Genomic DNA, 23,651 nt, shown 5'->3' with positions numbered 1-23,651 from the left:
GCGGAGAAGGTCTCAGGTGGCCGCGGCCGCATGCTCCGGCGTGCGGGCGCGGCCTCCCGGGTGCCGGTGCCGCCACACCCAGAACACCGTGCAGGAGACCAGCGCCCACGCGGCGAGGACCAGGTACGGGAAGACGAACTGGTGGCCCTGGTAGTAGACGGCGGTGTGCTGGGCGTTGACGGACGCGCCCGGCGGCAGCCAGCGGCCGATGTGGCCGAGCGCCGATGGCAGCAGCGGCCAGGAGACCGCGCCGCCGGAGGACGGGTTGCCGAGGAGCACCATGACGCCCCAGGTGGGGATCATCGCCCAGCGGCCCATCAGGGTGTTGAACATGGTGAAGACCATGCCGGAGGTGAACATCGTGAACGCCAGGATCAGCCAGGACTGGACGAACGGCAGGTCCACCGCCCCGAGCCACCAGTCCACGGCCGCCGCGATGGCGAAGCCGCCGAGCAGGGCGTAGGCGACGGTGAAGGCGATGCGCTCGGCCGGGTTGAGGCCGTGGGCGTGCACGCTGAGCTGGATCGCGCCGAGGAAGCCCATGATGACGGCGGCCAGCGAGATGTAGAACAGCGCGAGGCCGCGCGGATCGCCCCGCTGGAGCGGTTTGACGTCCCTGACCGTGACCTCGGTGCCGGTGGCGTCGCCCACCTCGACGCCGGCCTTGCCGAGGAGTTCGGCCACCGACGCACCGGACGCGCCTGCCACGTGGAGCGCCACCCCTCCCCCGGAGGCGCGCACGATCGCGAAGACCTTCTGCTCGTCCAGCGCTCGGCGGGCTCCGGCGGCGTCGGGATAGTCGCGCAGGTCGAGGGAGGCGTCGAGCGCCTTCTCCATCCCGAGGACGAACTCCCGCCCGCCGCGCACCTCGGGCTCGGTGACCAGGGCCGCCGGGATGCGGTGCGGGGTGGGGTTGGCCATGGCGTACGTGTAGGAGCCGGCGAAGAGTCCGGCCGCCGCGGCGACGATGAGGACGAGGACGGTCGCGGGGAGGAACGGACCGTTCTTGTACGCCTCCCAGCGCTCGCGGAGCGTCGGCGGGCGGCCGTGGGCCCCGTGCCGTTCGCTGCTCCCGCTCACTCCGTCCCGCCGCCGTTCGTGCCCCGGCCGTCGTCTTCCCCGTCGTCGTGGCGGGCACGGCTGGGCTGGACGCGCTTGGGCTCGCCGGGCATCTTCGGGTACTCCGGCGGATACGGCATGTCGCCGAGGCCGCGCTCCTTCTCGTCCCGGTCGGCCAGCTCCAGCAGCCCGTCGAGCCGGAACGCCTCCTGGTCCATGCCGGCGTGGACGTCGCCCACTTCGGCATAGCGCGCGGGCAGCGTGCGGATGTCGAAGTCGCGCGGTACGGCGTCGTCGATCTCCTCCCAGCGCAGCGGCGCGGAGACCGGGGCGTGCGGGAAGGGCCGTACCGAGTAGGCGGAGGCGATGGTGCGGTCACGGGCCGTCTGGTTGAAATCGACGAAGATCCGCTCCCCGCGCTCCTCCTTCCACCAGGCCGTGGTCACCCGGTCGGGCATCCGGCGCTCCAGCTCGCGCCCGGCGGCGATGGCGGCGCGTCGCACCTCGGTGAAGGTCCAGGCGGGTTCGATGGGGACGAAGACGTGCATTCCGCGCCCGCCGGAGGTCTTGGGCCAGCCGCGTAGGCCGTGGTCCTCCAGGACGGAGCGCAGCTCGTGGGCGGCGGTGACCGCGTCCGCGTAGCCGGTGCCGGGCTGCGGGTCGAGGTCGATGCGCAGTTCGTCCGGGTGGTCGGTGTCCCCGGCCCGCACCGGCCAGGGGTGGAAGGTGAGCGTGCCGAGGTTGGCGGCCCAGAGGACGGCGGCGAGTTCGGTCGGGCAGATCTCGTCGGCCGACCGTCCGCTGGGGAAGGCGATCCGCGCGGTCGGGATCCACTCGGGGAGGTTCTTCGGGGCGCGCTTCTGGTAGAAGAAGTCGCCCTCGACGCCGTCCACGAAGCGCTGGAGGGTGGTGGGCCGGTGGTTGAGGGCCCGGGTGATGCCGGGCCCCACGGCCAGGAAGTACTCGGCCACGTCCCTCTTGGTGTAGCCCTTCTCCGGGAAGTACACCTTGTCCGGGTTGGACAGCCTCACGGCCCGCCCGTCCGCGTCCAGCTCCACCGCTGCTCCCATGACGGCCACCGTAGGCCGGTCGCACATATGCCGCACATCGGGAGACACCGGTCGGTGCTGGGTGAACAATCGGGCCATGGACCTGCCGGTGATGCCGCCCCTGAAGCCGATGCTCGCCAAGTCGGTGGCGAGGATCCCGCCGGGCATGGCGTACGAGGCGAAGTGGGACGGCTTCCGGACGATCGTCTACCGGGACGGCGACGAGGTCGAGCTCGGCAGCCGTACGGGCAAGTCGCTGACCCGCTACTTCCCCGACCTGGTCGACGTCGTGCGGGAGAACCTTCCGCCGCGCTGCGTGATCGACGGGGAGATCGTCGTCGCCCACGAGGGCCGGCTGGACTTCGAGCGGCTCGGCGAGCGCATCCATCCGGCGGACTCCCGGGTACGGATGCTGGCCGAGCGCACTCCGGCGAGCCTGATCGCGTTCGACGTCCTGGCGGTGGACGAGACCTCGTTGCTCTCCACCCGGCAGGCGGACCGGCGGAAGGTGCTGAAGGCCGCGCTCGCCGGGGCATCGGCCCCCGTGTTCCTCGCCCCGTCCACCACGGACCTCGATGTCGCCCGGGGGTGGTTCGACCGGTACGAGGGGGCCGGGCTCGACGGGATCGTGGCCAAGCCGCTGGACCTGCCCTACCGGCCCGACACCCGGGCGATGTACAAGATCAAGCACGAGCGGACCGCCGACGTGGTGGTCGCGGGCTACCGCGAGCACAAGAGCGGGCCCGTCGTCGGCTCGCTGCTGCTCGGCCTGTACGACTCCGAGGGCGTGCTCCAGCACGTCGGGGTCTGCGCGGCCTTCCCGATGAGGCGGCGCGCCGAGCTGGCGGCGGAACTGGCCCCGCTGCGCTGCGCGTTCGCCGACCATCCGTGGGGCGCCTGGGCGCAGGCGGAGGCGCACGAGCAGTCCCGGCTGCCGGGGACGCAGAACCGCTGGTCGGGCAAGAAGGACCAGTCGTGGGTGCCGCTGCGCCCGGAGCGGGTGTGCGAGGTGGCGTACGACCACATGGAGGGCGACCGGTTCCGGCACACCACCCAGTTCCGCCGGTGGCGGCCGGACCGGTCCCCCGCGAGCTGTGTGTACGCGCAGTTGGAGGAGGTCGTCTCCTACGATCTCGCCGAGGTGCTGGCGGGCGGCTGAGAGCACGGGCGCGGCATGGACGGCGGCGGCGGGGGCACGTTCCGGTGCGGGAGAGGGCCCACCCGCGGCGGGGTGGGCCCTCTCCCGCACCGGTGGACGACGAGCGAGCGGGGAGACCAGGGCGATGACCGAAGGACCGGGAACCGATCCGGCGGAGCTGCTGAAGGGGCTGACCGTAGACGGCAGCCGCCCCGAGCAGCCCGTCCTGCTGGACGACCGCGGCCGTCCCATCGAGACGTGGCGGGAGAACTACCCGTACGACCGGCGGGTGCGGCGCAAGGAGTACGAGCGGGGCAAGCGGGTCCTCCAGATCGAACTGCTCAAGCTCCAGCGCTGGGTCCGGGAGAGCGGGCAGCGGCTGGTGGTCCTCTGCGAGGGCCGTGACGCGGCGGGCAAGGGCGGGACCATCCAGCGGTTCACCGAGCGGCTGAACCCGCGTGGCGCGCGCGTGGTCGCCCTGGAGAAGCCCACCGAGCGCGAGAGCGGCCAGTGGTACTTCCAGCGCTATGTGGCCCAGCTCCCGACCGCCGGCGAGATCGTCTTCTTCGACCGCTCCTGGTACAACCGGGCCGGGGTGGAGCGGGTGATGGACTTCTGCACCACGGAGCAGTACGAGCACTTCCTGCGGCAGGCGCCGCAGTTCGAGCGGATGCTGGTCGAGGACGGCGTGCTGCTGGTGAAGTTCTGGTTCTCGGTCTCCCGCAGCGAGCAGCGCACCCGGTTCGCGATCCGGCAGGTCGATCCGGTCCGCCAGTGGAAGCTGTCGCCGACCGACCTGGCGTCGCTGGACCTGTGGGACGAGTACACGGCCGCGAAGGTCGAGATGTTCCGGGCCACGGACACCGAGTACGCGCCGTGGACCGTGGTGAAGAACAACGACAAGAAGCGCGGCCGGCTGGAGGCGATGCGCAGTCTCCTGTGGCGGTTCGACTACGACAGCAAGGACGAGAAGGCCATAGGCAGCCCGGACCCGCTGATCGTCGGACCGGCGGACACCCTGCTGGAGCCGGGCGAGGAGCGGGCGGCCCTCTCGCCCACGCCTCTGACCGGGCGGGCGCACGGGCCGGGCAACCATCCCGGGCAGGAGTGAGGCGGGCTCCTCACGTCTTTCCCGTCAGGGGCCCTGAGCGGCGAAAGGGGCTCTTCCACCGGCCGGTGGAAGAGCCCCTTTCTCGATTTTCTCGATGATTCCACGAGAATCGGAGTGCGGAATTCCGCGCGCGAACACAGGTCGCAATCCGGTGACGTCCGTCGCTCCGGAAAGCGGAGTGCGTCAGGCGCCGACCTTCTTCAGGTCGACCACGTCCCCGGCGGCGGGTTCCTGGGCGTCGACCTTCTTGTTGTAATCGCTCAGCACCGTCTCGCTCGGCGCCTCGCCGCCCTCGGACACCGCCTTGAGAATGTAGGGCTCGCCTTCCGTGGCCACGTACAGGGTGATCTTCTCGCCGCTCTTCTGGTTCTTCTCCAGGACGAGCGCCGGCTTTCCGTCGACCTCGGTGGTGTCGCCCTTCTTCATCCCCTTGCGCTCGGACTTGTCGCTGTCCAGCATGGCGAGGGCGGCCTGCTTGTCGCACATCCCCTCGGTGCCGGACTGCGCCGGGTCGGAGGCCACCCACTTGCCCTGCACCTGCTCGACCACCTTCTCGGTGCCCGGCTTCCCCTTCAGCGTGTTCTGCCAGAACTTCTCGTCGCCCCGCACATACGCCTTCTGCCCGACCTGGACGACATCGGCCTTGGCGCCCTGCCCGGTCATGGTGCCCGTACAGTGATCCTGGTCGTCGACGTGGAAGTCGAGGCCGATCTCGTTGCCGTCCGGCTGCTTCGCCTTTCCGGCGATCCGCAGGGACTTCGCGTCACGCGTCGCCTTGACCGCGTCCGCAGCGATGGTGTCGGCGCTCTTTCCCTCGAACGCCTCATCCGATCCCTCACCGCCGCACCCCACCAGTGCCGCCGCCCCGAGCGACACCGAAACCGCAGCCAGGATGACCTTCTTCATCGCATTCCCTCCCTGAAATGGCGAGGGCCTCCCCGGGCCCTCACGAGCCCGGCTACCCAGGGAAAGCAGAAAGTCACTCACTTCTTTTCCGATGATTTCCCGAACGTTCCGGGAAGGGATCGAAATTCGGCCCGGTTGGCCGAAGGGACGCGTCGGGCGCGGCTCAGGCCGCGGTTTCCCCACCCGGCGCGCACGGGTCGTCGGGCTCTTCCTTCGCGCCGGTGGCCGATGCGGTCGGGTCGGGGTCGGCCGGGGACGGGGAGGGGGTTTCGCCGGGGCAGCCCGGTCCGGTCTCGCCGGGGTCGGGCGGGGTGGTGGGGCCGGTCGGGTCGGGGCTGGGACTCGGGCTCGGGCTCGGGCCCGGGTCGGTGGGGTTCGGGCTGGGGCTCGGCCCGGGATCGGTGGGACCGGGGCCCGGGTCCGTCGGGTCGGGGCTGGGGCTGGGCGAGCCCGGGCCCGTGGGGCGGGGCGTGGGGGTCGGGCTCGGCGGCTTGGTGGGCTGCGGGCCGACGACGACGCCTCCGCCGCCCTTGCCGGGCTTCTGCGGGGAGACGGGGCCGCCGACCGGGGCCTTCGGCCGGGTCTTGCCACCAGGTCCGGGGCTGCCCGGGAGGACGCCCTCGCCGTCGGCGACCGGGTGGCTGCCGCCGCGGTAGAACTCCAGCCAGGACAGGACCGTTCGCAGATAGGTGTCGGACCGGTTGTAGCTGAGGATCGCCCGGTCCAGATCGGCGCGGCGGGTCAGGTCGCGGGTCCCGGCGCAGAGGTAGCGGCCGGCGGCGAGCGCCGCGTCGTAGATGTTGTGCGGATCCCTGCGGCCGTCGCCGTTGCCGTCCGCGCCCCAGTTCGCCCAGGTGGAGGGGATGAACTGCATCGGCCCGACGGCCCGGTCGTAGGTGCCGTCCCCGTCGTACGCCCCGCCGTCGGTGTCCCGGATCAGGGCGAAGCCGTTCCCGTCGAGGGCGGGACCGAGGATCGGGGAGAGCGTGGTGCCGCGCTTGTCGACCCGGCCGCCGGACGCCTGGCCGGACTCGACCTTGCCGATCGCCGCGAGCAGTTGCCAGGGCAGCCCGCATCCCCGGTCGGTACGGCCCACGGCGCTCTCGGCCTTGCGGTAGGCGGCCAGCACGGTGGACGGGATGCCCGCCTCGGACCAGGCGCGGGCCACGACGGGATCGGGCTTCGCGCCGGGCTTCAGCGGCCGGGGCGGCTCCGGGGACCGCAGCGGCGGAAGTTCGGTGTGGTACGCGTCGTCGCCCGGCACCTCGGTCCACACGACGTCGTCCGAGGACGCCGCCTTCTCCTGACGTGGCTCGGGCAGCGGGATCCCGGGGGCCTGGGACGCGGTGAGCGCGGTCATCGCGGCCACGGCGGAGGCCGTGGTGCCGAGCCGGTGCCGCATCGTGCGGTTGAAGCTCATGTCGGTTCCCCTCGCTCAGCGGGTGAAGGTGTCGATGCCGGCGATCAGCCAGGTGTCGCCGCGGTGGACGGCGTCCACCGCGAACATGGCCGCCGCGTACGTCGTCTCCTCGGCCTTGCCGGTACGGGTGTTGCTCTGGTCGGCGAAGACCAGCAGCCGGGCGCGGTCGCCGTCGAGGAACTCGACCCCGCTCTCGGTCACGGTGGTGGTGAGGACCAGCTTCTGCCGGGGCGCCTGCTCCCGGACATCGGCGAGCATGTCCTTGTGCTGCCGCACGGCCCGGCCGGTCAGATAGGTGCGCGCGGCGCGGTCGGCCCGCTCGGGCGAGGCGTAGTCGTACGAGAACACCGCGCCGACCGCCTCGCTGATCCGGCCCTTCACCTCGCTGGTCCGGCCGATGTCGGTGAGCGCGCTGTTCTGCCGGGCGGGCTCGTCGCGGAGGCGGTCGGCGGAGGTGAACGCCCAGACGGCGAAGGCCCCCAGGAGCACGGTCAGCGCGCAGAGCACGGCGGGCAGGGTGACCCGCAGGCGGGAGGGCCGGGACGTCTTCGTGCGGGGAGTGTCCGTCGCGGTGTCGTCGCCGGGGCCGGCGGAGGCGCCGGTACCGGCCGCGTCCGAGTCCCGGCCGGCTTCCGATTCGCGGCCGGCCTCCGGGTCGCGGTCGGCGCCGGTGCTCACGGCCTCGCGCGGTGCACGGCCGGTGGCGGTCTCGCCGTCCGGGGCGGCGGTCCGCACGCCGCCCGGCTCCGTCTCGGCCTCCGCCGTGCGCGGGGGCGTCGTGGCCAGCCGGCGGCGGCGGTTGACGAGGTGGCGGGTCGTCGACATGGGGTGGGTCCTCTCCGGGGCGTGCGGGGTGGGGCGGGTGCGGTGCCGGGGTCAGCCGGCCGTGGCGCCGACGGGTGCCTGGCCCAGCGCGCTGAGCTTCCACCCTTCCGAGGTCCGGGTGAGGCTCCCGATCAACCGGCTCTCCTTCACCGCCGGTTCGCCCTCGGGCGCGGTGACGGTGACGCGCAGCGCGACCATCACCCCGGCGCGGCCCGCCCGTTCGTCGAGTTCGGTCACCGCGCCGGAGAGGACCTTCGCCGTGCTGACCGTCTTGGCCTCGGTGATCTGCCGGGCGAAGGCGTCACGCCCGTCCACGAGTTGGCGGTGCAGATCGCCCGTGGTGGACTGCTCCCAGCTGTCGAGCCCCTGCTCCAGCGTCTTGTGGTCCAGGGTGTTCATGTTCTGCACCGCCTGCTCCCCCGCCGCCAGCGCGTCGTCGCGCGCCTGCGCGAAGGAGGCGGAGTCGTCGTTCGCTGCCTGGTAGCGCTGCCAGCCGCCCCAGCCCGCCGCGCCGGCCGCGCAGAGGGCCAGGACCAGTGCCGCGAGCAGCAGCGGGTTTTTCGCTCTCGCCGCGCCGGGCCGTTCGGTGCGTCCGGAGGTCTCGGAGGTGGCGGCGCTCCCGCCGTCGCCGGTGCTCTCGTCGCGCTCGGTGGTGGCTGTCGCCGTCCGCTGCCGTGCCATGTGGTGCCTCTCCCCTGCCTGCCGAACCGGACCGGTGCGCCTGCGCCCGCCGTCCGCCGTCATATGGAGCCGATCTCGACGATCCACCAGCGTCCGTCGCGCAGTTCGGCGGTCACCGTGAGCTGCGCGGCGGCGGTGGTGGGGGCGCGGCCCTGCCGCTCGTAGACCTGGTCGAGGAAGACCAGGAGGTGGGCGCTGTCGCCGGTCAGCCGGGTCACACCGGCCCGGACGACCTCGCTGGTGAGGGTCAGCTTCTGGTCGGCTGCCTGCCGCTCCACCTGGCCGAACAGCGCCGCGTACTGCTGGAGCGCCTTGCCCGCCAGCACCTGTTTGGCCGCCGTCTGCGTGGTGGCGGTGGAGCCGGGGGCGTACGAGAAGACCTTCGTGAGCGCGCTGCTCACGTCGCCGGTGACGCGGGTGGTCGCCGCCGCGTCGGTGAGCGCGAGGTTCGCCGTGGCAGGGGTGTCCCGGAGCTGGCGGCCCTGCGCGTACAGGACTCCGCCGACGACGATCAGGGCAACCGCCAGCAGGGCGCCGAGGACGCGCGGCCACCGTCGGCGCGCCGTGTCCTCCGGGCCGTCCGCGTCCTCCTCTCCCCGGCCGTCCGCCGCGCCGTCCGGCTCGGCCTCCGTCCGGCCGTCCTGCGCCCGCTCGCGTTCCGGTGCCGCCGCCTCCCGCGCCTCGGCTTCGGCCACCGCCTCGCCGTCGACCGTGGTCGTTCCCGCGTGCTCTCTCATCGGCCGCCGTCCGTTCCTATCGCCGCGAGCGCCTTGACCTTCCAGCCGTCGGCCGTACGGGCGAGGGTCGCTCCGAACCGCTTGCGCTGGGTGCCGGCCGCGCCGGAGCGCGGGGTGACCTCGACGTCCACGGTGGCGATCAGCTCCGCCGTCCCCGTGCGCTCGTCCAGTGCGGTGAGCGCGGCCGACGTGACCTTGCCCCTGGCCGTGTCGCCCGCCGTCGCCAGGGACTTCGCGTCGGCCCCGCGGGTCCGCTCCAGCTCGTCGTGGAGCGGACCGGTGGAGGAGTCCAGCCAGGCCCGCAGCCCGGTGTCCACCCGCTTCGCGTCCGTGCCGTCCAGGCTGTTCAGCGTGGTCAGATGCCGTCGGCCGTCCGCCAGGGCGGCGTCCCGGGCCTTCGCGTAGGCGAGGGATTCGTCGCCGCGCGCCTGCCCGTACGACCAGGCTCCCAGTCCGCAGACGAGCGCGGCGACGAGCAGGACGGCCCAGCCGCCCAGCCGCCGGGTACGGGCCGTCACGAGGCGCCTCCCAGACCCAGCAGCCCCGCCATGCCCGCGGCCCGGCGCTCGCCGGTCGCGGGCGTGCCGTCCGCGGTTCCGGGCAGCTTCATCGAGCCCGGTACGGCCGGCTTCGGCACCGGACCGCCCTTGGGGGCGTTGGCGCTGCCCCGGACGTTGACGCCGGTGCCGGGCGAGGAGGTGCAGCGGGCGGCGCTGTTGACGGCGGGGCCGGCCGAGGTGTCCAGGCCGTTGCGGTAGACCGTGCCGCCGTAGCCGGCGGTGCAGGGCAGCGGTTCGAAGAAGGTGACGGCCATGCCGAACCGGGCGCCGTCCTCGTCGACCGCGCTCGCTCCGGCGGCGGCGACGGCGGGCAGCTTCACGAGCAGTTCCTCCAGGCCGCGTTGGCGGGTGACCGCCACCTCGGAGGTGGTGAGGAGATTGGCGACGACGACGCCGAACGCCGGGTCCACGTCGCGCAGCAGTCCGCTGATCTGGAGGGCGGCGTCCGGGGTGGCCGCGATGAGGCGGCGCAGGTCGGCGTCGGACCCCTTGAGTTCGGCGGCCAGCTCCTTGGCCCCCTTGGCGAAGCCCTTGAGCGCCCGCCCCTGTTCGGCCTGGGTGCGCAGGACCTTCTCGCCGTCGGCCATCAGCCGGGTGGTGACGGGCAGCGACCGGTCCGCGGCCTCGACGAAGTCGCCGCTGCTGTCCAGCAGGACCTGGAGGTCGTCGCCGCGCCCCTCGAAGGCGGCGCCGAACTCCTCGACGACGGTCCGCAGGCTTTCCAGGTTCACCGAGCTCGCCAGGTCGTCGATGCCGGTGAGGACGTCGGTGGGGGGCGCGGGGATGGTGGTGTCGGCCTCGTCGATCACCGAGCCGTTGCCCAGGTAGGGCCCCTTCGCGCGGGTGGGCCGCAGATCGACGTACTGCTCGCCGACCGCCGAGAGGTTGGCGACGACGGCGGTGAGGCTGTCGGGGATCGGCGGGGCGTCCTTCTCGATCCGCAGTTCGGCCTCGACGCCCTCCTCGGTCAGTTCGATCGGTCCGACGCGGCCCACCGAGACGCCCCGGTAGGTGACGTTGGAGTGGGTGTACAGGCCGCCGGTCTGCGGGAGTTGGACCTTGACGGTGTAGTAGCTGCGCAGGCCGACGTAGTGGCCGAGGTCGGCGTAGCGGACGCCCAGGTAGCCGAGGACCAGGACGGCGATGACGAGGAAGGCGAGGTTCTTCAGCCGGATGGCGAGAGTGATCACGGGGTCGCCTCCTTGTCGGGCTTCGGGGATCCGGACGCGGCCGGCCCGGAGGCGTCGGGCGCGGCGGACTTCGACGTGCCGGACGCGTCGGGCTTCGGCTTCGCGGAGCCGGTGGCCCCCGGTGTGGAGGTGGTCCGCGGGGTGCCGGAGACGGCGGGCAGCGGCAGCGGGAGGGCGCCCCGGGCCGCCGCGGCGGGCCCCTCGCCCCCGGCCGGGGGCTGCGGGATCCCCGGGGGGTCCGGGGTGAGCGCCGGGATGATCTGAGTACCGGGCACGGCCGTCACGTCCAGGTAGACGTTCAGGTAGTCGCCCTTGACGCCGCGCAGCACCTCGTCGGTGAACGGGTACGTCAGCAGCACCTGGAGGGAGTCGGGGAGGTCCTGGCCGGAGTCGGCCAGCGCCTTGAGGGTCGGGGCGAGCGCCTTGAGGTCGGCGATCATGTCGGCTTTGCTCCGGTTGATCGTGTCGACCGCCACCGTGGAGAGGGTGTCGAGGGAGCGCAGCATGGTCAGCAGGGAGCCGCGCTGCTTCTCCAGGACCTTCAGTCCGGGGCTGAGGCCGGTGAGGACCGTTCCCACGTCCTGTTTGCGGGTGGCGAGGGTGGCGGCGAGCCGGTTGACGCCGTCGAGCGCCTTGGTGATGTCGCCCTTGTTCGCGTCCAGGTTCGTGACGAGGGTGTCGACCCGCTTCAGTACGGAGCGGATCTGCGGTTCCTGCCCGGCGAGCGCCTTGTTCAGCTCGGTGGTGATGGTCTTGAGCTGGTTGACGCCGCCCCCGTTGAGGAGCATGGACAGGGCGCCGAAGACCTCTTCGACCTCCGGGTTCCGGTTGGTGCGGGAGAACGGGATGCGGCCCGCGCTCGCGAGCGTTCCCCGCGCGGTGCCCTCGGGTGGCGGGGCGAGCTGGATGTACTTCTCGCCGAGGAGGCTGGACTGTTCGAGCCGGGCGTAGGCGTTGGCGGGGAGTTCGACCCTCCCGTTGACCTGCATGGTGACCCGGGCCCGCCAGCCGTCGGGGGCGAGCGCGATCTTCGTGACGCGGCCCACGGAGACGTCGTTGACCTTGACCGATGACTGCGGGGCCAGGCTGAGGACGTCGCCGAATTCGGCAGTGACCTCGTACGGCCGGTCGCCCAGGTCCGCGCCGCCGGGCAGCGGGATCTGCTCGATGCCGGTGAAGGACGGGGCGTCGGGGCGGACCACCACCAGGGCGATCAGCGCGCCGGTGGCGAGCAGGGCCACGCCGGCGACGGCCGCCCGTGCGACCGGTCTGCGGCGGACGTCGTCGTTCATCCTTCCGCCCCCTTCTTCTTGCCCGGCTGGTTCTCGGGCGTTCCGTAGACCGTGCCGACCTCGGGCAGCGGCAGGACGGGCAGGACCTTGCGGCGGTTCTCGTCGACGGGGGCCAGGCCGGTGAGCCGGCCCGCGGCCTCGGCGGCCCCGGGCTCCACCAGCGGCCCGCCCATGGACAGTTCGTTGAGGTTCGTCCGGCCGTTGAGGGTGCGGTAGGCCGGGTCGTACGCGTTGAGCACGTTGCCCGCCGCGAGCGGCAGGGTGTCCATCGCCTCCGCGAGCGAGGCGCGCTGGTCGGCGAGCGCCTGGGTGACGGGGACCAGGGCCTCGACGTTCTTCTTGAGCGAGCCGCGGTTCTTGGCGATGAACGCCTTGACCTGGCCGAGGGCGGCGCCGAGCTCCTTGAGGGCGGCGCTGAGGTTCTTCTTGTCGTCCGCCAGGAAGCTGGTGACCGTGTTCAGCTGCTGCTCGGCGCTGCGGACGTTGCCGTCGTTCTCCTTGAGCATGGTGGTGAAGCCCTGGAGGTACTTCAGGGTGTCGAAGAGGTCGCCGCTGCTCTTGTCGAGGGTCTTGGTGGCCTTGCCGAACTGTTCGATGGAGTCCCCGATGGCCTTGCCGTTGCCGTCGAGGTTCTTCGCCCCGGTGTCCAGCAGCCGGGCCAGCGCCCCGTCGGCGTTGGCCCCGTTCGGGCCGAGCGCGGTGGAGAGTTCGGTGATGGAGGCGTACAGCTCGTCGACCTCGACGGGGGTGGCGTTGCGGACGGCGGGCAGGACCGCGTCGTCCGCGAGCCGGGGCCCGCCGTCGTAGGCCGGGGCGAGCTGGACGTAGCGGTCGGCGACGAGGCTGGGCGCGACGACCACGGCATGGGCGTCCCGGGGGACGTCGACGTCCCGGTCGAGGCGCAGCACGACCTTGACCTCCTCGCCGCGCGGTTCGACGGACTGGACGGTGCCGACCTTGACGCCGAGGATGCGCAGGTCGGACCCGGCGTAGACGCCGGTGGCGCGCTCGAAGTACGCGGTGACGGTGAGTTTCCCGTCCTCCTCCAGGGCGCTCACTCCGGTGGCCGCGGCGACCGCGACGAGCGCGAGTCCGACGGCGATGCCGGTGATGCGGGTGCGTCTCATGTCAGCGGCCCCCTTGCTGCCGGGGTGGCATGCATCCGGTCGCCGGGGGTGTTCCGGCGGGCAGGTAGTTCTTGGGCACGACGCCGCAGACGTAGTTGTCGAACCAGCGCCCGCTGCCCAGGGTGTTGCCGACGAGCCGGCTGTAGGAGCCGGCCGTGGCGAGGACCTTGTCCAGGCTCTTGCGGTTCTTCACCAGGACGGCGGTGACCCGGCTGAGGGAGTCGAGCGTGGGCCCGAGCTGCTTGTCGTTGTCCCGGACGAGCCCGGCGAGCTGGGTGCCGAGGTCGCGGGTGCCGGTGAGCAGCCGGTGGATGGAGTCGCGGCGGGCCTGGATCTCGCCGAGGAGCAGGTTCCCGTCCTCCAGGAGCGTCTCGAAGCTGCTCTTCTTGCCGTCGAGGGTCTTGGTCAGCTTCTTGCTGCTGCTGAGCAGGGTGGCGAGCTGGGCGTCGCGCTGGGAGACCGTACGGGAGAGCGCGGAGAGCCCGTCGGCGGCGCTGCGGACGTGGGGCGGGGAGTCCTTGAAGGTGGCGGAGATCGTGTCGAAGCTCTTGGCGAGCTGCGCGGTGTCGATCTCGCCGATGGTCTCCCCGAGCCCGTTGAACGCCTGGGTGACGTCGTACGGGGAGGTGGTGCGGCTCGCGGTGATGCGGGCGCCGGGGTCCTGCGGGGCGTTGCCGAGGGGGTCGACGGCGAGGTACTTCTCACCGAGGAGGGTCTTGATGGCGATGCCCACGGTGGAGGAGTCGCCGATCCACGCCTCCTTCACCCGGAAGTCGACCCGGACCTTGGGGCCGTCGAGCGAGACGCCGGTGACCTCGCCGACCTTGACGCCGGCGATGCGGACCTCGTCGCCGTCCTCCAGGCCGGCGGACTCGGTGAAGTCGGCGCTGTAGGAGGTGCCGCTCTCGACGAAGGGCAGGGAGTCGGCGCGCCAGGCGGCGAGGCCGACCAGGGCCAGGACGAGGAGTCCGACGACGGCGACGGCGACCGGGTTGCGTTCCCGGACGGGAGTGATTCTCATGCCAGGCACCTCGGTTGGGTGATCGCGATGCCGGTGGGCGGCTTGCTTCCGTCGTCGTGGGTGACGCCGCTGACCTTCGCCTCGCAGAGGTAGAGGTTGAGCCACGATCCGTAGGACGTGAGCCGGCTGATGGCCGCCATCTTGGCCGGAGTCTTCTGGAGGAAGTTCTCGATCTGCGGCGTGCCCTTCTCCAACTGGCCGCTGAGGCGCCCGAGCTGGCGGATGTCGTCCTTGAGGGGCTTCCTGCCGTCCTGGAAGAGGTCGGCCGTGACGGTGGTGAGCGCGCCCATCGCGGTGACGGCCTCGCCCAGCGGCTTGCGGTCGCCGGAGAAGCCGGTGACGAGCTTCTGGAGGGTGACGACGAGGTCGTCGAACCCGGCCTCCCGGTCGTTGACCGTCTTGAGGACCGTGTTGAGGTTGTCGATCACCTCTCCGATCACCTTGTCCTTCGCGGCGACGGTCGTGGTGAGCGAGCCGACGTGCCGCAGGATGCTGTCGACGGTGCCGCCCTCGCCCTGGAGGACCTGGACGATGGAGCCGGCGAGCTGGTTGACGTCGGGCGGGGACAGCCCCTCGAAGAGCGGCTGGAAGCCGTTGAAGAGCTGGGTGAGGTCGAGCGCGGGCGTGGTGCGGGAAAGCGGGATGGTCTCGCCGGGCCGGAACGTCCGGCCGACCGGTCCGGCGCCCTGGTCGAGGTCGACGTACCGCTGGCCGACCATGTTGAGGTACTTGATGGAGGCCGTCACCGAGGCGGGGAGGTCCCGCCCCTTGCGTACGGCGAAGGCGACCTCGGCCAGCCGCCGGTCGGCGACCCGCACGGATTGCACCTGACCGACCTTCACCCCGGCGATCCGGACGCTGTCACCGGGCATGAGCCCGGTGGCGTCGGTGAACCGCGCCTTGTACGTGGTGGTGTCGCCCACGCCCTTGTTGGCGATGGAGAGGCCGAGGACGGTGGTGGCCAGCACCGTGACGACGATGAAGACGAGGGACTTGGCGACCGGTCCCGCGAGCGAGCTGCGTTTCACTTGAGCTTCACCTCCGCACCGCGGAAGGCCGGGCCGATGAGCACGCTGCTCCAGTCGGGCAGGTCCCCCGGCGCCGTCTTCAGTGAGGGTGCGACCAGTTCGTTGACGAGCCGGGACTCCTCGGGAGAGTTGGGCAGTCCGAGCCCGGTGTCCGCGCCGCCGCTGCGGCCGGGCGGGGGCGCGGTGACATCGGCGATCCGGCGGGCGTCGGCGGTCGGGGCGTTCTTCCCGACGTACGGCACCGAGTAGCACTTCGGGCCGCCCGAGGCGTTGTAGACCGGCCGGTCCCGCCCGGGGACGTACTTGCCCTTGGAGGGGACGGGCTTCACCGACACGTGGAGTCCCGGTTCGTTCGTCCCCTTGCCCAGCGCCTTGTCCATGGCGGGGACGAACCCGGACATGGTGCGCAGGGTGCAGGGGAACGACTCGGCGTACTCGGCCAGGAGTTCGAGCGAGGGGCGGCCTGCGGCGGAGAGCCGGATGAGGTTGTCCTTGTTGGCGCGCAGGAAGGTGGTCATGTCCCGCGAGGCGGCGGTGGTGGAGCCGTAGAGGCCTGCGAGGCGCGCCTCCTGGTCGGCGAGGGTGGAGCTGGTGACCGTGGCGTCGGTCAGCGCGTCGAGTACGTCCGGCGCGGCGTCCGCGTACAGCGTGCTCACCTTGACGAGTTCCTTGATGTCGGCGTTGAGCGTGGGCAGTTGGGGGTTGAACTTCTTCAGGTGGCCGTCCAGCGTGGTCAGCGTCTCGCCGAGGCGTGCCCCGCGTCCCTCCAGCGCCTGGGAGACGGCGTTGAGGGTGGCGGAGAGCTTCTCGGGCTTCACGGCGGTCAGCAGCGGCAGGACGTTGTCGAGGACCTGTTCCAGCTCGATGGCGTTGCTGGAACGGTCCTGCGGGATGACGGCCCCGGCCCGCAGCGTGGTGCCGGCCGGGACGCGCGGCGGGACGAGGGCGACGAACCGCGCGCCGAAGAGGGTGGTCGGCAGCATCTGGGCGGTGACGTCGGCGGGGATGCTGTCCAGCTTGTCGGGGTCGATGGCGAGGGTGAGGCGGGCGCCGTCGCCGTCGGAGGCGATGGAGCGGACCTGGCCGACGACGACGCCGCGCAGCTTCACGTCGGCGTTGTCGTGCATCTCGTTGCCGACCGCGCCGGTGCGGACGGTGACGGTGGCTTCGTCGGTGAATTCCTTCTCGTAGACGGCGACCGAGACCCAGACCAGGACGGCGGGCACCAGGAGGAAGGTGACTCCGGTCAGCCGGCGGCGGACCGTGCGTGTGCTGGATGTGCGCATCAGCCGGCCACCTTCACGGTCGTCGTGGCGCCCCAGATGGCGAGGGAGAGGAAGAAGTCGGTGATGCTGATGAGGACGATCGCGTTGCGCACCGAGCGGCCGACCGCGACGCCCACCCCGGCGGGTCCGCCACTGGCGTGGAAGCCGTAGTAGCAGTGGGCGAGGATCACCAGGACGCTGAAGATCAGCACCTTGAGCACCGACAGCAGGACGTCCTGCGGGGAGAGGAAGAGGTTGAAGTAGTGGTCGTAGGTGCCCGCCGACTGGCCGTTGAAGAAGACGGTGATGAAGCGGGAGGCGGCGTACGAGGAGAGCAGTCCGATCGCGTACAGCGGGATGATCGCGACGACCCCGGCGATGATCCGGGTGGTGACGAGGTAGGGCATGGAGCGCACGCCCATCGCCTCCAGGGCGTCCACCTCCTCGTTGATCCGCATCGCGCCGAGCTGCGCGGTGAAGCCGGCGCCGACGGTGGCGGAGAGGGCGAGTCCGGCCACCAGGGGCGCGATCTCACGGGTGTTGAAGTAGGCGGAGACGAATCCGGTGAAGGCCGAGGTGCCGATCTGGTTGAGCGCCGCGTACCCCTGGAGTCCGACGACCGTGCCGGTGAAGAGGGTCATGGCGACCATCACGCCGATGGTGCCGCCGATGACACCGAGTCCGCCGCTGCCGAAGGAGACTTCGGCCAACAGCCGCTGCACTTCCCGCAGATAGCGGCGCAGGGTGCGCGGGATCCAGAGAAGGGCCTTGATGTAGAAGGCGAGTTGGTCGCCCGAACGGTCGAGCCTGCTGAGCAGCGCCATCGGTCAGCTCCCCTTCGCGGGGACGATCTGGAGGTAGATCGTCGTGAGGACCATGTTCACGAAGAACAGCAGCATGAAGGTGATGACGACGGACTGGTTGACCGCGTCGCCGACGCCCTTGGGGCCGCCGCGCGGGTTGAGCCCGCGGTAGGCGGCGACGATGCCCGCGATGAAGCCGAAGATCAGGGCCTTGAACTCGCTGATGTAGAGGTCCGGCAGCTGGGCGAGGGCGGAGAAGCTGGCGAGGTAGGCGCCCGGGGTGCCGTCCTGCATGATCACGTTGAAGAAGTAGCCGCCGAGCGTGCCGACCACGGAGATCAGGCCGTTGAGCAGGACGGCGACGAGCATGGTGGCGAGCACCCGGGGGACGACGAGGCGCTGGATGGGCGAGACGCCCATGACCTCCATCGCGTCGAGTTCCTCGCGGATCTTGCGCGAGCCGAGGTCGGCGCAGATGGCCGAGCCGGCGGCGCCGGAGATCAGCAGCGCCACGATGAGCGGGCTGGCCTGCTGGATCACCGCGAGGACGCTGGCGCCGCCGGTGAAGGACTGGGCGCCGAGCTGCTGGGTGAGGGAGCCGACCTGGAGGGCGATGACCGCGCCGAACGGAATGGAGACGAGTGCGGCGGGCAGGATGGTGACACTGGCGACGAACCAGAACTGCTCGATGAACTCCCGCACCTGGAAGGGCCTGCGGAAGACGGCGCGGGCCACGGCGACGGCGAGCGCGAACAGCTTCCCGGTCTCGCGGAGCGGGGCGAGCAGCCGGGAGGGGCGGCGCGCGGCCGGCGCGGGGCGGGCGGCCTTGTCCGGCTCGGCGGGGGGCGGGGGCTTCTCGGGCGGCTCGGGCGGCCGCACCGGCATCGGGGCGGTCACGCGCGCGCACCTCCCGCGGCCGGGGCGTAGCTGTTCAGGATGGCCGTACGGGCGGCCTCCGGCAGCTGGCCCATCATCGACATGACCCGCTCCCGGCGGCGCAGCGCGCCCTGGCGTACGGGCATCCCGGGCGAGGGCTCCAGCTGGGGGACGACCGTGCGGGGCCCGGTCAGGAGCGGAGCGGTGTCGAACTGCTGCTCGGCGGCGAGGGTGGCGGCGTCCTTCTCCTCGGACATGCCGATGGGACCTTCGCGGCGTCCGGCGAGGAACTGGGAGACGACCGGGGTGTCGCTGGTGAGCAGTACCTCGCGCGGGCCGAAGGTGACGAGGTTGCGGCAGAACAGCATGCCCATGTTGTCGGGGACGGTCGCCGCGATGTCGAGGTTGTGGGTGACGATGAGCATCGTCGCGTCGATCTGGGCGTTCAGGTCGATGAGGAGCTGCGAGAGGTAGGCGGTGCGGACCGGGTCGAGGCCGGAGTCGGGCTCGTCGCAGAGGATGATCTGCGGGTCGAGGACCAGGGCGCGGGCGAGGCCGGCGCGCTTGCGCATACCGCCGGATATCTCGCCCGGCAGCTTTCCCTCGGCGCCGAGGAGCCCGACGATGTCGATGCGCTCCATGACGATGCGGCGAATCTCGGATTCCTTCTTGCGCGTGTGCTCGCGCAGCGGGAAGGCGATGTTGTCGAACAGTGACATCGAGCCGAAGAGAGCGCCGTCCTGGAACATGAGGCCGAAGAGCTTCCGGGTCTCCATGATTTCGCGCTCGGGGCTGTTCACCATGTCGACGCCGTTGATGAGAACGCGTCCCTGCTCGGGCTTGAGCAGCCCGATGATGGACTTCAGAAAAACGGTCTTACCGGTTCCGGAAGGCCCGAGCATGACGCTGACTTCACCGGCGGGCAGGGTGAGGCTGACGTTCTGCCAGATGTTCTGCTTGCCGAAGGACTTCGTCAGACCTTCGACGACTACTTCGATTCCCATCGGCCCTCCCTCGAAATGACGGTGAACGTGTTCATCGTTGGCGCTCCGGCTCTGCTGAAAGCGATGGCGGCTCGTCACACATGCACCAGGAGGCGCACGCTATGTCCGCCGAAACCGCCACGGCAAGCCGTTGAACAGCGAAGATCGACGGACGCGGAGGTCTGTTCTGATCACTTGTCATTCAGTGACAAGGCCGGTTCCCGTCCTTGTCGGAATCTGCGCAAGGCCCCGGGCTTCTCGACCGGGGTGCCCCCGGACCGGAGCGGAGCGAACCGGGCCGGAGTGTGCCCGCCAGCAGGTGCGCAGGCGCTTTCGATCGGCACGTCTGGGACGCTACGGGCCGGTAACCTGACTTCGCAATACTGGGTACAGATTTTCCTCGGCGAGAATTCGCACGGGGCCCGGATTTATCGCCGGGTGAGCAATCCGGCGCCCAAACCTGTCGGATGATGAGGAATCACGTCGGCGGGGTTTCGCTCCGACGGGAAAAAAAGAGCCCTTCCGGTCCCCGGGGAACCGGAAGGGCTCACTCGTCTCTCAGCCGGCGGTGGCCCTGCGGCCGGCCGCGCTCACTTCTCGGGCTTCGGCTTCCGCGGCGGGCAGTCGGGGCCTTCCGGGTTGGTGGCCACGCAGAGGGGCGCCTGGGTCATCTTGGCGTAGTTGTCGGCCTTCTTGCCGGTGCTGGAGATGGCGGCGGTGAAGATCGGGTCGAGGTCCTCGTCCGCGCCGCAGTCCGTGAACGGCGGGATGTGGGCGTACCCGGTCAGGGTGCCGCCGTACGCCACCAGGTACCCGGCCGGCGGATAGCTCTGGCCGTATCCGCGCAGGACCTGTTCGAAGGGCCGCTCCGTGCGGCAGTCGGGGCCCACGTCCAGGGGCACCCCGTTCACCTCGACGTCGGAGAGCCGCATGACCAGTTGGGCGGTGACCGTGGTCTCCTCCGGGTAGGTCGGCGTGTTGGTGACCGTGTGGGTGTGGATGGCCGCCGGGGGGCCCACCTGTTCCAGCGTCATGGTCGCGGTCGTGGGCATGAATCCGTAGCTGAGGAACGTGGCCTTCGTCGGCGGGAGCTGGCGCTTGCCCTGGTAGTCGAAGTTCACCTCGGAGCTGACGTCGACGGTCGAGGCGCAGGAGTCGTTGATGTACCGCTTGTTCAGCACCACCTTCATGAAGGCGGGGCCCAGCGCGGCCGCCCCGTTCAGCTTGGCGGCGTTGGCGTAGCCCGCGGCGTACGTCTCGGCGGTGGTCATCACCCACTCGGGCGGGATCTCGATCGGGCAGCTGCCCGGGTCGTCCTCCAGGGCGTCGAGCCGCTTCTCGGTGAGGTCGTCGATCCTGTCCCGGGCGGAGGGCGGCAGCCCCTCGGCCGGGCGGCCGGGGGTCGGCTCCGGTGCGGGGTCGCTCCCGCCGGGCGTGGGCGCGGGTGAGGCGGGGTCCTCGTCGCCGCGGATGTCCACGGCGGCCAGTTCGGATTCCTGCCCGGGGACGGGTTCGCAGGAGACGTCGAGGCCGGGGGGCGTGGTCGGCTCTCCGTCCGCGGTCCGCGAGGAGAGGGAGAGGGCCAGCTCGGCCGGGGTCAGCGTCGCCCGCCCGGGGGAGCCGAAGGCGACCGTCGGGACCTCTCCGGTCGCGGCCAGGGTCAGACCGCCCTCCCCTTCGCCGGGCTCCGGAAGCGGTACGGGCTCGGCGGTCAGCTCCTGCCAGGAGGCGTCGGCCGCCGTGTCGCCGACCGCGTTGCGGACGGTGAGCCGTGCGGTGGCCGCCAGGGTGGCGGCGTCCAGGTCGCGGAACCGGGTGAGCGAGGTGGCGGGCAGGCCGACCTCGACGGAGACCTTCTCGGGGCGGATCTCCTCGCCGGTGCGGGCCGTGGTGGGGAGCACCGCCGAGACGACGACGTCCACCTCCTCGGTCCCGGAGGGGAGCGGGCAGGCGTAGCGGAGGGCGACCTCCGACTTCTGTTCCGCGGCGGCCGATTCGGCACTGGGGACGAGCGCGGTGGCGACGACGAGCGCACCTCCCACGGCCCAGTGGATCGGTCGTCTCGCCGCGGTGCGTGCATCGACGGTCATACGGATGTGTCCTTCCGGCGCGCGTGGGCCCAGAGGTGGGCGGCTGTGGAGCGGGTCCGGTTCTGGGCGGCGGCTGAGCGGGCGGGCCCGGGGCCGCCGACGGACGTCGGGCGGGGGCGTGCCGCGACCTGGCCGGCCGGGCTCCGTACGGCCCCTACTGACCGGTACGGTACGCACGCCGCCGACGCCTGGGAAGAGCCCGGTCCGGGTCCGGATCACCGGTGCGCGGACTTTGGCATCCGGTGACAATCCGGCGCGGCGGACCTTGTCGACACGTGCGTGGAAAGCGGGGCGGGTGGGGCCGCACGGCACTCGTCGTGCGGTCGGTCCCCGGGGTGTTCCTCGGAACATGCCGCCGGGGTCGGGGACTGCGGCGGGTCCTGGCGTGGTCGTGCCCGGCCGTCGGGTGCGCACGGCCGGGCACGACGTTCAGGTGGTGCGGCCCGTCATCGGCGCTGGATCAGCCGCTGATGACCGGGGACTTGCCCGTCGCCGCGCTGACGATGGTGTACAGACCCTGGAAGCTGGCGGTGGTGCCGACGATGCCGCAGCCGCCGCCGGTCTTGCCGGAGATGGCGAGGGTGAGCCCGCCGCCCGCCGTGTTCAGGGTGCCGTTGCTGCCGCCGGTGGAGGGGTTGTTGTACTTGGCGGCCACCTTGCCGGTGACGTTGAAGGTGCAGGGGCCGAGGACGCTGGTCCCGGTCACCTTCGCCTTGATCGCACGGATCTCACCGGTCACCTGGCCCGTGGAGTTGGTGCCGGCGCCCGCCGCGTAGTCCAGGCCCCAGATCTCCCACGGCGGCGCGGTCGTGGTGGTCACGGTCCAGGTGGAGCTGAACGGCCCGGTGCACGGCGAGTTGAACGAGATCGCCGAGATGTTCGCGAGCTTGGCCGGGCTGCCGGCAACCGGGGAGGTCGGCGCGTTGCCCGAGGCGGCCGAGGACGCGCACTGGATCTTGTTGCCGTTGTTGTCGGTCAGGACCGTCACCCCGGCGCTGCCGCTGAAGTTGCCGGTCGGGGTGATCGTCCAGCTGGTCGGCGCGGCGACGGCCGACGGGGCCGCCAGCACCACGGATGCCGCGGCGGCGCCGATCGCGGTCAGAACACCGGTTCGCTTGAACATGGGGGTACTCCCTTTTCTCGTCCCGTTGGGGAATGGACTGAACGTGAGTGGAGAGACGGCTGCGCTGTACCTGGCGGTGCCGGACGGTGCGGCACGCTCGGGGTCCGCGGACGGCGGCTTACGACGCGCGGACCGGGACTCGCGGGGTGGATCCCGCGTCACCTCCTCGTGTCGGAGGGCGGCCTACCGCTTCGCGGAGTGCCAGAACTCGGACAGCTTCCGGCCCTCGTTCGGCGCGAGGCCGGCGGGGTCGTAGGGGCTGCCGAAGTAGGTGGTGGTGGAGTTCAGCTTCACGCTGTTCTTGCCGGAGGCCGACGGGAGTCCGGTCTTGAGGTTCACGGCCCAGTTCAGGAGGCCGGCACCGCAGCCGCTGGCTCCCGGGACGGCGAACGCGGTGTCGCTCTGGTCCGCGCCGTCGAAGGTGTAGCGCCCCATCTCGCCCTCGTCGTCGTTCGGCGTCCCGTCGGCGGAGAAGCGCTGGAGCGAGAGGGTCGGAGCCGTCGCGTTCTGCGGCTTCAGGAGCACCGGTTCGGCGGTGGTCCCGATGTAGCACTTGTCACCCAGGAACGGATTCTTGAGGTGGATGCGGACCGGGATGGTGAGAATGGGCTCACCGGTGGAGAAAGCCGCCGCCATATTGAAGTCGCGGGGGGCTCCGGCCGGTTCGATGGTGGCCGTGACGCGGTTCAGATTGTTGTCCGTCAACTGCCGGCAGATTCCCGAGACCACCGGAATACCGCTGGGACACATCAGCCCGAGGAGCCCGCCCGGGATCTCCGCCGGGTCCGCGGTCAGCGCCCCCTCGGGCGGAGCCACCAGCGAGGTGGTGCCGTCGGGGCGCTGGATGACGCCGAGCTGCAGATCGGTGTTGCCGGTGGGAACGTGCGACTTGCCCAGGGTGATCGACCCGGAGGCCGAGCCGGAGGATACGCAGGTGGCGATGGTGTTGATGCCGTCCGCGGCCAGCATGGCGGGCGCGTCGACCGGGCAGCGGTCGAAGGGCGCCCAGTCGCCGTTGAGCTGGGTGGCGGCGGTGGCCGAGCTGGTGGAGAGCACCGCGCCGAACGCCGTGAGCGCCGCGAGCAGACCTACGCGGGTTCGATTGGAAACGGATCTCATGTCGTCCCCTCTGTCGGCCGCTGGGGCGCGGCCTCGTACACGAAAGGTGGGCGGTTCTGCAACGCATGCCCGCACCGTGACGACCGTCGACGGTGACAGGGCCTCGGGTGGGCCCGGGGGCGGAGGATCTGAGCATCAAATTTCGGGCAGATTTTGTGACCGAATTGATCGAGGCGTGATGTTACTCGCGGGAAACAGGGCGACACAATCCGTCCGTCTAAGATTCTTTCCAGCACCTTCTTTTTGAT

General features: G+C 71.4%; 22 protein-coding genes. 2 read left to right on the top strand and 20 right to left on the bottom strand.

Going from position 1 to position 23,651, the window contains the following annotated elements; translation table 11 throughout:
* Positions 1 to 12: 12 nt before the first annotated feature.
* Both IF19_RS0103680 and ligD read right to left on the bottom strand, forming a co-directional pair.
* Positions 13 to 1,080, bottom strand: a complete 1,068-nt coding sequence (locus IF19_RS0103680; protein ID WP_030113928.1) for a membrane protein — start codon at positions 1,078 to 1,080, stop codon at positions 13 to 15.
* Positions 1,077 to 2,129, bottom strand: coding sequence for a non-homologous end-joining DNA ligase (gene ligD, locus IF19_RS0103675; protein ID WP_234313145.1), 1,053 nt, complete (start codon positions 2,127 to 2,129; stop codon positions 1,077 to 1,079). The genes IF19_RS0103680 and ligD overlap by 4 nt, the downstream gene beginning before the upstream one ends.
* Before the next feature lie 76 nt (positions 2,130 to 2,205).
* Between ligD and IF19_RS0103670 the strand changes: the two genes are divergently transcribed.
* Positions 2,206 to 3,267, top strand: coding sequence for an ATP-dependent DNA ligase (locus tag IF19_RS0103670; RefSeq protein ID WP_030113926.1), 1,062 nt, complete (start codon positions 2,206 to 2,208; stop codon positions 3,265 to 3,267).
* Between the two features lie 124 nt (positions 3,268 to 3,391).
* Complete coding sequence (gene ppk2, locus IF19_RS0103665) at positions 3,392 to 4,357, top strand: polyphosphate kinase 2 (RefSeq protein ID WP_030113925.1); 966 nt, start codon at positions 3,392 to 3,394, stop codon at positions 4,355 to 4,357.
* Positions 4,358 to 4,540: 183 nt separating this feature from the next.
* Here the strand turns inward: ppk2 and IF19_RS0103660 are convergent, their stop codons facing one another.
* The 18 genes from IF19_RS0103660 to IF19_RS0103575 all read right to left on the bottom strand — a co-directional run bounded on the left by IF19_RS0103660 (position 4,541) and on the right by IF19_RS0103575 (position 23,403).
* Positions 4,541 to 5,263, bottom strand: a complete 723-nt coding sequence (locus IF19_RS0103660; RefSeq protein WP_030113924.1) for a hypothetical protein — start codon at positions 5,261 to 5,263, stop codon at positions 4,541 to 4,543.
* 163 nt (positions 5,264 to 5,426) lie between these two features.
* The gene (locus IF19_RS0103655) at positions 5,427 to 6,683 is read right to left on the bottom strand and encodes a lytic transglycosylase domain-containing protein (protein WP_030113923.1); all 1,257 of its coding nucleotides are present in this window, start codon (positions 6,681 to 6,683) and stop codon (positions 5,427 to 5,429) included.
* Between the two features lie 15 nt (positions 6,684 to 6,698).
* Positions 6,699 to 7,508, bottom strand: a complete 810-nt coding sequence (locus IF19_RS0103650) for a hypothetical protein (protein WP_030113922.1) — start codon at positions 7,506 to 7,508, stop codon at positions 6,699 to 6,701.
* A gap of 51 nt (positions 7,509 to 7,559) precedes the next feature.
* Positions 7,560 to 8,057, bottom strand: coding sequence for a nuclear transport factor 2 family protein (locus tag IF19_RS0103645; protein ID WP_030113921.1), 498 nt, complete (start codon positions 8,055 to 8,057; stop codon positions 7,560 to 7,562).
* A gap of 191 nt (positions 8,058 to 8,248) precedes the next feature.
* A complete protein-coding gene (locus IF19_RS0103640) occupies positions 8,249 to 8,926 on the bottom strand; it encodes a hypothetical protein (protein WP_078580446.1) in 678 nt (225 codons plus the stop codon).
* On the bottom strand, positions 8,923 to 9,444 hold the full coding sequence (locus tag IF19_RS0103635) for a hypothetical protein (RefSeq protein WP_030113919.1): 522 nt from the start codon (positions 9,442 to 9,444) through the stop codon (positions 8,923 to 8,925). The genes IF19_RS0103640 and IF19_RS0103635 overlap by 4 nt, the downstream gene beginning before the upstream one ends.
* Positions 9,441 to 10,676 carry an MCE family protein gene (locus IF19_RS0103630; protein WP_030113918.1) on the bottom strand — a complete coding sequence of 412 codons (1,236 nt, stop codon included), beginning with the start codon at positions 10,674 to 10,676 and terminating at the stop codon, positions 9,441 to 9,443. Before IF19_RS0103630 ends, IF19_RS0103635 begins: the two co-directional genes overlap by 4 nt.
* On the bottom strand, positions 10,673 to 11,968 hold the full coding sequence (locus IF19_RS0103625) for an MCE family protein (RefSeq protein ID WP_030120326.1): 1,296 nt from the start codon (positions 11,966 to 11,968) through the stop codon (positions 10,673 to 10,675). The genes IF19_RS0103630 and IF19_RS0103625 overlap by 4 nt, the downstream gene beginning before the upstream one ends.
* Positions 11,965 to 13,095 carry an MCE family protein gene (locus tag IF19_RS0103620; protein WP_030113916.1) on the bottom strand — a complete coding sequence of 377 codons (1,131 nt, stop codon included), beginning with the start codon at positions 13,093 to 13,095 and terminating at the stop codon, positions 11,965 to 11,967. The genes IF19_RS0103625 and IF19_RS0103620 overlap by 4 nt, the downstream gene beginning before the upstream one ends.
* Position 13,096: 1 nt before the next feature.
* Complete coding sequence (locus tag IF19_RS0103615; protein ID WP_030113915.1) at positions 13,097 to 14,116, bottom strand: MCE family protein; 1,020 nt, start codon at positions 14,114 to 14,116, stop codon at positions 13,097 to 13,099.
* Complete coding sequence (locus IF19_RS0103610; RefSeq protein ID WP_030113914.1) at positions 14,113 to 15,144, bottom strand: MCE family protein; 1,032 nt, start codon at positions 15,142 to 15,144, stop codon at positions 14,113 to 14,115. Before IF19_RS0103610 ends, IF19_RS0103615 begins: the two co-directional genes overlap by 4 nt.
* On the bottom strand, positions 15,141 to 16,430 hold the full coding sequence (locus IF19_RS0103605; protein WP_030113913.1) for an MCE family protein: 1,290 nt from the start codon (positions 16,428 to 16,430) through the stop codon (positions 15,141 to 15,143). The genes IF19_RS0103610 and IF19_RS0103605 overlap by 4 nt, the downstream gene beginning before the upstream one ends.
* Positions 16,430 to 17,233, bottom strand: coding sequence for an MlaE family ABC transporter permease (locus IF19_RS0103600; protein ID WP_030113912.1), 804 nt, complete (start codon positions 17,231 to 17,233; stop codon positions 16,430 to 16,432). The genes IF19_RS0103605 and IF19_RS0103600 overlap by 1 nt, the downstream gene beginning before the upstream one ends.
* 3 nt (positions 17,234 to 17,236) lie before the next feature.
* Positions 17,237 to 18,109: an MlaE family ABC transporter permease gene (locus tag IF19_RS0103595; RefSeq protein WP_030113911.1), complete on the bottom strand. Its 873-nt coding sequence runs from the start codon at positions 18,107 to 18,109 to the stop codon at positions 17,237 to 17,239.
* Complete coding sequence (locus IF19_RS0103590; RefSeq protein ID WP_030113910.1) at positions 18,106 to 19,092, bottom strand: ABC transporter ATP-binding protein; 987 nt, start codon at positions 19,090 to 19,092, stop codon at positions 18,106 to 18,108. Before IF19_RS0103590 ends, IF19_RS0103595 begins: the two co-directional genes overlap by 4 nt.
* A gap of 569 nt (positions 19,093 to 19,661) precedes the next feature.
* A complete protein-coding gene (locus tag IF19_RS0103585; protein ID WP_030113909.1) occupies positions 19,662 to 21,161 on the bottom strand; it encodes a DUF6801 domain-containing protein in 1,500 nt (499 codons plus the stop codon).
* Between the two features lie 460 nt (positions 21,162 to 21,621).
* Positions 21,622 to 22,284, bottom strand: a complete 663-nt coding sequence (locus IF19_RS0103580) for a hypothetical protein (protein ID WP_030113908.1) — start codon at positions 22,282 to 22,284, stop codon at positions 21,622 to 21,624.
* Between the two features lie 183 nt (positions 22,285 to 22,467).
* Entirely contained in the window at positions 22,468 to 23,403 is a 936-nt protein-coding gene (locus IF19_RS0103575) for a hypothetical protein (RefSeq protein WP_030113907.1), read from the bottom strand.
* Between the last annotated feature and the right edge of the window lie 248 nt (positions 23,404 to 23,651).

It is taken from the genome of Streptomyces californicus (genome assembly GCF_000717645.1).
GTDB lineage: Bacteria > Actinomycetota > Actinomycetes > Streptomycetales > Streptomycetaceae > Streptomyces > Streptomyces californicus.
The sequence above is the reverse complement of the archived record's forward strand: the minus strand, read 5'-3'. Positions and strand labels throughout refer to the sequence as shown.

Excerpts from the sequence above, each read along its gene's own strand:
- IF19_RS0103620 (WP_030113916.1), bottom strand. The coding sequence starts at position 13,095 with ATGAGACGCACCCGCATCACCGGCATCGCCGTCGGACTCGCGCTCGTC.
- IF19_RS0103670 (WP_030113926.1), top strand. The coding sequence starts at position 2,206 with ATGGACCTGCCGGTGATGCCGCCCCTGAAGCCGATGCTCGCCAAGTCG.
- IF19_RS0103580 (WP_030113908.1), bottom strand. The coding sequence starts at position 22,284 with ATGTTCAAGCGAACCGGTGTTCTGACCGCGATCGGCGCCGCCGCGGCA.
- IF19_RS0103615 (WP_030113915.1), bottom strand. The coding sequence starts at position 14,116 with ATGAGAATCACTCCCGTCCGGGAACGCAACCCGGTCGCCGTCGCCGTC.
- IF19_RS0103625 (WP_030120326.1), bottom strand. The coding sequence starts at position 11,968 with ATGAACGACGACGTCCGCCGCAGACCGGTCGCACGGGCGGCCGTCGCC.
- IF19_RS0103605 (WP_030113913.1), bottom strand. The coding sequence starts at position 16,430 with ATGCGCACATCCAGCACACGCACGGTCCGCCGCCGGCTGACCGGAGTC.
- IF19_RS0103600 (WP_030113912.1), bottom strand. The coding sequence starts at position 17,233 with ATGGCGCTGCTCAGCAGGCTCGACCGTTCGGGCGACCAACTCGCCTTC.
- IF19_RS0103650 (WP_030113922.1), bottom strand. The coding sequence starts at position 7,508 with ATGTCGACGACCCGCCACCTCGTCAACCGCCGCCGCCGGCTGGCCACG.
- IF19_RS0103575 (WP_030113907.1), bottom strand. The coding sequence starts at position 23,403 with ATGAGATCCGTTTCCAATCGAACCCGCGTAGGTCTGCTCGCGGCGCTC.
- ligD (WP_234313145.1), bottom strand. The coding sequence starts at position 2,129 with ATGGGAGCAGCGGTGGAGCTGGACGCGGACGGGCGGGCCGTGAGGCTG.
- IF19_RS0103590 (WP_030113910.1), bottom strand. The coding sequence starts at position 19,092 with ATGGGAATCGAAGTAGTCGTCGAAGGTCTGACGAAGTCCTTCGGCAAG.
- ppk2 (WP_030113925.1), top strand. The coding sequence starts at position 3,392 with ATGACCGAAGGACCGGGAACCGATCCGGCGGAGCTGCTGAAGGGGCTG.
- IF19_RS0103655 (WP_030113923.1), bottom strand. The coding sequence starts at position 6,683 with ATGAGCTTCAACCGCACGATGCGGCACCGGCTCGGCACCACGGCCTCC.
- IF19_RS0103585 (WP_030113909.1), bottom strand. The coding sequence starts at position 21,161 with ATGACCGTCGATGCACGCACCGCGGCGAGACGACCGATCCACTGGGCC.
- IF19_RS0103660 (WP_030113924.1), bottom strand. The coding sequence starts at position 5,263 with ATGAAGAAGGTCATCCTGGCTGCGGTTTCGGTGTCGCTCGGGGCGGCG.
- IF19_RS0103640 (WP_078580446.1), bottom strand. The coding sequence starts at position 8,926 with ATGAGAGAGCACGCGGGAACGACCACGGTCGACGGCGAGGCGGTGGCC.